Raw genomic sequence first — 8,441 nt, forward strand, 5'->3', positions numbered from 1 at the left:
CGCAAAATCGGCTGTCTCCTGAGCAGGCGGTCTATCGCGTGGTGCTGCGGCTGTCGCCGGATAGCCCGGCACCGTCTCAGGTGGTGATCGGCCGGGTCGCCCTGACGGGGGAGTCGCGCAGCTTGTTGGGACGGCTGTGGCTGCGGGTGTCCGCCGTGGCGATCCGCGAGCTGTCATTTTGATCGCGCGACCCCGTCATCCCATATGAGGATCGGCCCTATCCTGCGGCGTCATGCCTGCCGGGGAAAGGTCGCGATCTTTTTTTCCAGACTGTGCTGTTGCCGACAGAGGTCGACCGCCTTTAAATCCGCCAGGAATGACTGGCGCCAGTGGCTGATGTCGTTGCGGTTGATGACCGCCATCATATCGCTGTGACGGGCGATCCGCTCCGCCAACGGCATGGTTAACGCCTGATCCAGCGCGCTGGCGACCTGATCGCGGTCGTACGGATTGACGATCAGGGCGGCGGTCAGTTCGTTGGCCGCGCCGGCGAATTTAGACAAAATCAATACGCCCGGATCGTTCGGATCCTGCGAGGCGACATACTCTTTGGCGACCAGATTCATGCCGTCGCGCAGCGGCGTCACCAGCCCGACCTCGGTATAGCGGAAAATTTTCATCAGCAGTCGGCGTTCAAAGTGCTGATTGAGGTAGTACAGCGGCGTCCAGTTCAGCGTGCCGTAGCGGCTGTTGATGCGACCGGCCTCGGTTTCCAACTGATGGCGAATATCCTGATAGGCCTGTACGTCGCCGCGCGAGGTCGGCGCGATCTGCGTATAGCGGACGTGACCGCGATGCTGTGGATAGTTTTCCAGCAATGATTCGAAGGCCAGGAAGCGTTCGGGCAGTCCCTTGGAGTAGTCCAGGCGCTCCACGGCAATCACGTTCTTCAGATTCACCAGACCGCGACGGGCCTCTTCCAGCTTGGCGGGCAACGGACCTTCGGCCATTTTGCGAATGCTTTCCGGCTCGATGCCGATGGGGTACACCTCGGTGCGAAACAGATTGCCGAACGCGCTGTAGGTCTGTTCGCCGACGGTTTTAACGGGCGTCAGCAGGGACAAACTTTCGAGAAATGCCTGCCGATCGTGTTCGGTTTGGAATCCGAGCAGATCGTATTCGCACAGTTTCTCCAGCAACTCCTCGCAGGGCGGCAGCGCGTTGAAGATATCCGGCGCGGGGAACGGGATGTGCAGGAAAAAGCCCATGCGGTTATTCAGGCCCAATTGACGGCATGCGGCTCCGAACGGCAGCAGGTGGTAGTCGTGAACCCACAGAATATCGTCCTCTTTCACCAGCGGCTGCAGGCGCTCCGCCAGCAGCGTATTGACGCGGCAATAGCCTTCCCACGCGCTGCGGTCATAAGACACCAAGTCCAGACGGTAGTGAAAAGCGGGCCAGAGAACGGTATTGGAGAACTGACAGTAATACTCTTCGTAGTCCGTGTGGCTCAGGTTGAACGAGGCGTAGGTAATGCCGTCGTTTTTCTGTATCTGTAGCGGCAACGGATCGTCGCTGATGTCTCCGTTCCAGCCGTACCACAGCCCACCGCTGCTTTTGAGCGCATCCAATATGCCGACAGCAAGACCGCCGGCGCTCTGTCTCTTGCTATCGGGGGCGGCAATTCTGTTCGAGATGACGACTAATCGACTCATAGCTTTAGCTCCTTACCAATGAAATTTTGTTTTCATACATGGCCTGCTGCTGTGTGAGCCAAAGATGTACCGCGGCGACGTTGGCGAGTCGGTAGCGCGCTTCGCTGGGCCCTGGGCCGACTTTGACGGAAATGCCGCCCAGTGCGTTCACCTGACGGAATCCGGCTTCGTCGGTGGTATCGTCGCCGATGAAAAGCGGCGTGCGCCCGGCGAAAGGGGGAGATTGCATAAAGGTGTTAATGGCGGCGCCTTTATTCGCCCCGCGTGGTTTCAGTTCGACCACGCATTTGCCGGTTTGTACGGTCAGCTGCGGATAGCGCTGACAAAGCGACTCCGCCAGCGCCGTGACTTCCGGCTTATAATCGGGGGCCTGACGGTAGTGCAATGCGAAGGACGCGCCCTTATTTTCCAGTCGACAGCCGGGAAGCGAGGCCAGCCCGCGAGTTAACGCGTCCTGCAAAGCGCTGACGATATCGTCCGGGAGGGGCGTTTCATGGCGTTGCCCATCAATTTCGCGCCGTTCTGCGCCGTGGATCCCCGCAGCGGGCAAGACGAGTGGGGCGACCAGCGCGTCCAGCTCTGCAATCGGGCGTCCAGAGATCAACGCCAGCGCGCCATCGTTACCGGTAAAAAGGGTATGCAGCGTATGACAGATCGCAGGGGGGACGACCACCTGTTCGGGGGTGGGCTGGATCTCGGCCAGCGTGCCGTCGAGATCGAAGAAGAAAGCATAAGCAGCTAAGCGTAAAGGGGGTTCTGGTGCCTTGTCTGTCATCGTACCGCTCCTCCTTTTGAGAAATTATTTGGAATCTGTTTGGCGTTACGTCAATACTGCGCCTGATAGCTCCTTTTGCTGATACATGAAAATAAGGCAGTGCCGTTAATTATAGGCAGCGATGAATAATTCGCCAGCTAAATAATGGTTTTTTATCCATGATCTGTGGCGGTTTTTCAACCATGAGTTTCACATGGTTTTAAGGTTTTTTATTGATTATTAAGTCTTTTAACGATTTTCCCTCGCCGTTCTATCTTAGTCTCATACGATATATAGCCAGCGAATTCAGCGTGCTATATTTCTAAGCCAATGCTCTGTTTTCAGCGGTCTTCCCTCCTTTTCCTGGCCTGACCAAAATCTCATTGAACCGTATGCGAAGAGTAACCTATGGCTTCTCACCCGATTGATTTTCTTCTGATTGGAAACAATTTTGGCACCGCCGAAATGCGCGAGGTATGGTCTGAACGCAACCGCCTGGCGCAGCAGATTGAGGTGGAAGTCGCGCTGGCGTGGGTCGAAGGGGAGCTGGAGGTGATTCCTCCGCAGGCCGCGGCGGAAATCGCTGAACGTGCAGATGCCGCCGCGCTGGATCTCGACGCGTTAGCGCAGGACGCGGCGCGGATGAAACACTCCCTGATGCCGACGATCAACGCGTTGCAGCGGCAGTGCGGCCCGGCGGGTGAATATATTCACTATGGCGTCACCACGCAGGATATCGTCGATACCGGTACGGTATTGCAGCTGAAGCAGGCATTCCAGATTGTGGTGCGCGACACCCGGCTCATCGCGCTTGAGCTAAAGCGTCTGGCGCAGAAACACCGGCAGACATTGATGACGGGCCGTACGCACGGCATGCAGGCGCTGCCGACCACGTTCGGCTTCAAGCTGGCGGTCTGGCTGGATGAGTTCATCCGGCACCTGCAACGGCTGGAGGAGATTCGCGAACGCGTGCTGGTGGGTAATATCAATGGCGCGATCGGCACCTATGCTTCGTTCGGAGAGCTGGGGCCTGAGATTGAACGCAGGACGCTGGATCGTCTTGGGTTGAATACGCCGACGATTAGCTGGCAGTCCGCCCGTGATCGCTTCTCCGAGTTCGCCTCCGTGGCGGCATTAATCAGCGGCACGTTGGGGAAAATCGGCAACGAGCTATACAACCTGATGCGCACTGAAATCAACGAAATCGAAGAGCCGTTCTCAGCAGGCAAAATCGGCTCCACCACCATGCCGCACAAACGTAATCCCGCTGCGCTGGAGGGATTGGCGAGCCTCACACCGCCGCTCCTGAAGAGCGTGGCTCTTATCCATGAATCCATGAAGGTAGAGCATGAACGCGACGCCATGAGCTGGCGGGCGGAGTGGATTGCGCTGCCGGAAATCAATATCTACCTGTCCGCCCAGCTGCAAACCGCGCTGGGGGTTCTGCGCGGCATGTCGGTCAACGAAAGTCAGATGCGGATCAATCTGGCGCGGCAGGACGGGTTGCTGCAATCCGAGAAAGTCATGTTTGAAATGGGTCAGCGGCTGGGCAAACAGACCGCTCATCATCTGGTGTACGAATGCGCGATGGCCGCGTTTGAAAACCATCAGCCGTTTAAGACGACGCTGCTGGAGCACCCGGTGCTTTCACAACATCTCAACGCCGACGAGCTGGACAGGTGGCTGGACCCGACGAACTACGTCGGTCACGCCGTGCTGAAAGTCGATGATGTGATTCGCCATGCGGAACGCGTCGGCCTCCTTACCCTCTCTGCCTAAAGAGTGAACACGCCATGAGTCTACGATTTCGCCTGGCCACGTTAGCCGATGACGACGCGTTTTTGGCGCTGACGGCCGCCGCCTATGCGCCGATACGGGCGTTGGGCATCCACTTCGACGCCGCGCATGCGGATCTCGAAAGGGTGCGTCGGCATATTCAAAACCACGGCGTTTACGTGATGGAAAAAGACGGGCGTCTGGCTTCCTCCTTTACCGTGCGCTATCCGTGGGGGCCGAATCCCGGACCTTACGGGCTGCCGCATCTGGGCTGGTTCGCCACCCATCCGGACTTCAAACAACAGGGGCTGGGCCGTCAGATGCTGACCTGGCTAGAGCAGGAGATTCTGATCGGTCAGCTCAAGACGCCAGCGGTCACGCTCGGCACGGCTCAGCAGCATCCCTGGCTGTTGGCGATGTACCAAAAATATGGCTTTGAAACCATTGGGCAGGCCGATTTGGGCAAGGGCCACCTGACTATTTACATGAAAAAAGTGTTTCACCCGCAGCACGATGCGCAGTGAACGCAGCACCCTTCGACAAGAGAGGCGTAATGATGAAATTGAAAGCACTGACCCTGTCCGCCGCCGCACTGGCCGCCGCGTTAATCACAGCCGGGTGCGACGCTCAGAATAGCGGCGACGATGCCAAAGTGTTGCGTATCGGCGCAACGGGTCAGAGTTACCCCAACGCATTTAAACAGGACAACAAACTGGTCGGGTTCGATGTCGAGGTGGCGGAGGACATTGCTAAAGAGCTGAACTACCGGATTGAGTGGGTAACGGCCGACTTCAGCGGCATTATGGGGCAGTTGGAAGCGAAAAAGCTGGATACGGTGGCGAACGTGGTGGCGATTACGCCGGTTCGCCAGCAAAAATATGACTTTTCCCAGACGTATGGCTATTACGGCAGTCAGATCGTCACCCATAAGGAGAATGCCGACATCAATACGCTGGACGATCTGAAAGGGAAAACGGTGGCGGGCGTACTGGGGTCCAACCACGTTAATAATCTGAAGAAAGCCTTCCCTGACGGCAGTATCACCATCCGTACCTATGAAAACCGCGACGGCGCGATGAGCGACGCGCTGGCGAAACGCGTGCAAGGGTATGTCCAATCGGGACCGATCCTGCTGGCGGAAATCAACAAGCGCAATCTGCCCTTTAAGCTGGTGGGCGGTCCGCTGGTGGTTGAGTCGGTCGGGTTCCCGTTCCATAAGGATGAGAAGGGCGAAGCGCTGCGCAAACAGTTTGACGAGGCGTTGCAGCGGCTACGTGATGATGGTCGTCTGAAAGCGCTGTCCATCAAGTATTTCGGCGACGATATCACGACGCCCCCCGCTTCCTGAACCGACTGGAAACAGAGTGGCAAGCCCGCAGGTATGACGTATGAATATTGATTTTGGCTATCTGTTAAACGTGTTTCCCCAGGTGCTGATGTATGTGCCGACCACGCTGCTGCTGGCGGTGGTATCGATGCTGTTCGCCATTATCCTGGGACTCGCGCTGGCGCTGCTGCGCGAAAGCCGATTCCTGGTGGTGGTGAAGCTTGTTGAGCTGTATATCTCGCTGTTTCGCGGTATTCCGTCGTTGGTGCAGCTGTTCATTATTTATTTCGGTTTGCCGCAGCTGTTTCCCGAGCTGAATGGCATGTCGGCGATGTCGGCGGCCATTATCGGTTTCAGCCTGAAAAACTCTGCCTATATGGCGGAGATTTTCCGCGCGGCGCTGGCTTCGGTCGACCCGGGCCAGACGGAGGCCGGATTGTCGGTGGGGATGAACCGGGCGCAGATCTACGGCCGCATCGTGCTGCCGCAGGCGTTGTTGAACGCGCTGCCTGCCACCGGCAACACCTTTATTTCGTTGATTAAGGACACGTCGGTCGCTTTCGCGCTGGGCGTCTCCGAACTGTTTGCCGAGGGCAAGATGATTGCCGCCGAATCGCTGCGTTTCTTCGAAACGTTTTTGGTGGTCGGGCTGGTGTACTGGCTGCTGATCCTCATTTACGCGCGGTTGCAGGCCCTGCTGGAAAAGAAACTCAGCCATTCGCGTCAGCGATAAGGAGCGGACATGATTAGCATCAAACATCTGACCAAGCGTTTTGGCGAGCGCGCGGTGCTGAACGACATCAGTCTCGAGGTCGCGAAGGGGGAAGTGGTGGCGATCATCGGGCCGTCCGGCTCGGGGAAGTCGACGCTGTTGCGCTGCATGAACTTGCTGGAGTCGCCGGAAGCAGGCACGATTGTCATCGGCGAACGAACGCTGGACTGCCAGCGATATACGCGCAAGGAGGCCCACGCGCTGCGTCAGCAGACGGCGATGGTCTTCCAGAACTACAACCTGTTCAAGAATAAAACCGCGCTGGAGAATGTGACCGAAGCGCTCATCGTTGTGAAGAAAATGCCGAAAGCGCAGGCCCGGGAGAAGGGCATGGCGCTGCTGGCGCGGGTCGGTCTGGAACCGCAGGCCGGGCAGTATCCGGTGACGCTATCCGGCGGTCAGCAGCAGCGGGTCAGCATCGCCCGGGCGCTGGCGGTCGAGCCGCAGGCGATTTTGTTCGATGAGCCGACCTCGGCGCTGGACCCGGAGCGGGTGCATGAAGTGCTGCAGGTCATTAAACAGCTGGCGAAAAACGACACCACGATGGTGATCGTCACCCACGAGATGCAGTTCGCCAAAGAGGTGGCTGACCGGGTGATCTTCATGGCTGACGGCCGCATCGTGGAGCAGGGACCGGCGGAACAAGTCATCAGCTTTTCCGACAACCCGCAGACGCAGCGCTTCCTGCGGCAGTTAACGACGATCCATGAACCGACGGAATATGTTATCTGATCGATTCTCACCTTTTTGTCACGCCCGGCATTGCCGATGGCGTCACCGTTAGGAGTTTCCGACTATGAGAGTGAACCCTCAGCATGAACCTCTGGCGCAATTCGTTCAGGCGTTTCGCCACGATATGCACCAGTACCCCGAACTGTCTAATCAGGAGTTCGAAACCACCCGTAAAATCCGCGCGGAGCTGGAAAAAGAGGGGATTCGCATCCTCGATCTGCCGCTGAAAACCGGACTGGTGGCGGAGATCGGTAGCCCTGAAGCGGAGCCGCTGGTTGTGGTGCGCGCGGATATTGATGCTTTGCCGATTGAAGAAGAGTCCGGCGTCGCGTTCAGCTCCCATCATCAGGGCGTGATGCACGCCTGCGGACACGACTTTCATACGTCGGCGGCGCTGGGCGCGGCGATATTGCTGAAACGGGCGGAGTCCGAGCTAAAAGGCCGGGTCCGCATTCTGTTTCAGGCGGCGGAAGAGACAGGGTTAGGGGCGCCGGACGTCATCGCCACCGGCGCGCTGGACGGAGCGACGGCGATTTTCGGGATCCACAACGATCCGACGCTGCCCGTTGGCGTGATCGGGGGTAAGGATGGCGCGCTGACCGCGGGCGTCGATCGTTTTGAAATCAAGATCGCCGCCAAAGGGTGTCATGCGGCGAAACCGCATGAAGGCAACGATCCGATCATCATTGTGGGACAGCTGATCGGCGCGGTGCAGACGATCGTCAGCCGGAACGTCCCGTCGGACAATAACGCGGTGGTGTCGATTACGCAGGTACACAGCGGCAGTACCTGGAACGTCATTCCCGACACGGCCTATCTGGAAGGCACGGTGCGAACCTTTAGTGCGGAAGCGCGCGACCTGATTGAACAGCGCTTTCGGCAAATTGTGGCGGGGATCGCCAGTACCTACGGCGCGGAGATTGAGCTGCTATGGCATGCGGGACCGCCGTCGGTCGTCAATACGCCTCGTTGGGTGGAGTTCTCCTTACAGGTCGCCAGCGACGAGGGGTTTGAGGCTCGCCGCGTGGAGGCCAGTCCTATTGGCGAAGATTTCTCGTTTTATCAGCAGAAGCTGCCGGGTACGTTCATGATGGTTGGCTCCGGCGGACCGTACGCGCTGCATCATCCTAAATTCCGGGTGGACGATCGGGCGCTGTTTCCGACGGCGCATTATCTCTACAGCGTCGCGCGCAAAAGCCTGGAGCACCTGTCGCAGGAAGCGTGATCACCTCCGCGGTGAGGCTGATAAAGGGGGATGCCCTGTGGCACCCCCGGCGACCGACGCAGATAGCGGCAGCTCTACACCGCAAAGTCCCGTTTTCAGTCCTAAGCGGCGGTTATCGGGACTGTCTTCTTTAAGCGACAGGTAGGTTTCAGACTGTCGTCAAAAGAAGACGGATAACGTTTTGATCAATAGGGTTTATT

At 58.0% G+C, this 8,441-nt stretch carries 9 protein-coding genes; 7 read left to right on the plus strand and 2 right to left on the minus strand.

Annotation, left to right across the window (positions count from 1 at the left end; genetic code table 11):
- A partial coding sequence (locus Q7O77_RS11485; protein ID WP_304167185.1) for a hypothetical protein occupies positions 1-182 on the plus strand: 182 nt, incomplete at its 5' end.
- A gap of 48 nt (positions 183-230) precedes the next feature.
- Here Q7O77_RS11485 and otsA read toward each other — a convergent pair.
- Positions 231-1,655, minus strand: a complete 1,425-nt coding sequence (otsA, locus tag Q7O77_RS11490) for an alpha,alpha-trehalose-phosphate synthase (RefSeq protein ID WP_304167188.1) — start codon at positions 1,653-1,655, stop codon at positions 231-233.
- Positions 1,656-1,659: 4 nt separating this feature from the next.
- Positions 1,660-2,430 (minus strand): trehalose-phosphatase, encoded by a 771-nt coding sequence (gene otsB, locus Q7O77_RS11495; RefSeq protein ID WP_304167191.1) that lies wholly within the window; start codon positions 2,428-2,430, stop codon positions 1,660-1,662.
- A 387-nt stretch (positions 2,431-2,817) separates the two neighbouring features.
- Here otsB and purB point away from each other — a divergent pair, with 387 nt between their 5' ends.
- The 6 genes from purB to Q7O77_RS11525 all read left to right on the plus strand — a co-directional run bounded on the left by purB (position 2,818) and on the right by Q7O77_RS11525 (position 8,241).
- Positions 2,818-4,188 (plus strand): adenylosuccinate lyase, encoded by a 1,371-nt coding sequence (gene purB / locus Q7O77_RS11500; RefSeq protein WP_304167193.1) that lies wholly within the window; start codon positions 2,818-2,820, stop codon positions 4,186-4,188.
- 14 nt (positions 4,189-4,202) lie between these two features.
- Positions 4,203-4,709, plus strand: coding sequence for a GNAT family N-acetyltransferase (locus Q7O77_RS11505; RefSeq protein ID WP_304167196.1), 507 nt, complete (start codon positions 4,203-4,205; stop codon positions 4,707-4,709).
- A 32-nt stretch (positions 4,710-4,741) separates the two neighbouring features.
- Complete coding sequence (locus tag Q7O77_RS11510; protein WP_304167245.1) at positions 4,742-5,533, plus strand: amino acid ABC transporter substrate-binding protein; 792 nt, start codon at positions 4,742-4,744, stop codon at positions 5,531-5,533.
- A 40-nt stretch (positions 5,534-5,573) separates the two neighbouring features.
- Positions 5,574-6,245, plus strand: coding sequence for an amino acid ABC transporter permease (locus Q7O77_RS11515; RefSeq protein ID WP_085652177.1), 672 nt, complete (start codon positions 5,574-5,576; stop codon positions 6,243-6,245).
- Positions 6,246-6,254: 9 nt separating this feature from the next.
- A complete protein-coding gene (locus tag Q7O77_RS11520; protein WP_304167237.1) occupies positions 6,255-7,016 on the plus strand; it encodes an amino acid ABC transporter ATP-binding protein in 762 nt (253 codons plus the stop codon).
- 64 nt (positions 7,017-7,080) lie between these two features.
- Positions 7,081-8,241, plus strand: coding sequence for a M20 peptidase aminoacylase family protein (locus Q7O77_RS11525; RefSeq protein WP_304167239.1), 1,161 nt, complete (start codon positions 7,081-7,083; stop codon positions 8,239-8,241).
- Positions 8,242-8,441: the final 200 nt, after the last annotated feature.

Origin of the sequence: Lonsdalea britannica (assembly GCF_946477055.1) — a bacterium.
GTDB classification, from domain to species: Bacteria; Pseudomonadota; Gammaproteobacteria; order Enterobacterales; family Enterobacteriaceae; genus Lonsdalea; species Lonsdalea britannica_A.

Excerpts from the sequence above, each read along its gene's own strand:
- otsA (WP_304167188.1), bottom strand. The coding sequence starts at position 1,655 with ATGAGTCGATTAGTCGTCATCTCGAACAGAATTGCCGCCCCCGATAGC.
- otsB (WP_304167191.1), bottom strand. The coding sequence starts at position 2,430 with ATGACAGACAAGGCACCAGAACCCCCTTTACGCTTAGCTGCTTATGCT.
- purB (WP_304167193.1), top strand. The coding sequence starts at position 2,818 with ATGGCTTCTCACCCGATTGATTTTCTTCTGATTGGAAACAATTTTGGC.
- Q7O77_RS11505 (WP_304167196.1), top strand. The coding sequence starts at position 4,203 with ATGAGTCTACGATTTCGCCTGGCCACGTTAGCCGATGACGACGCGTTT.
- Q7O77_RS11510 (WP_304167245.1), top strand. The coding sequence starts at position 4,742 with ATGAAATTGAAAGCACTGACCCTGTCCGCCGCCGCACTGGCCGCCGCG.
- Q7O77_RS11515 (WP_085652177.1), top strand. The coding sequence starts at position 5,574 with ATGAATATTGATTTTGGCTATCTGTTAAACGTGTTTCCCCAGGTGCTG.
- Q7O77_RS11520 (WP_304167237.1), top strand. The coding sequence starts at position 6,255 with ATGATTAGCATCAAACATCTGACCAAGCGTTTTGGCGAGCGCGCGGTG.
- Q7O77_RS11525 (WP_304167239.1), top strand. The coding sequence starts at position 7,081 with ATGAGAGTGAACCCTCAGCATGAACCTCTGGCGCAATTCGTTCAGGCG.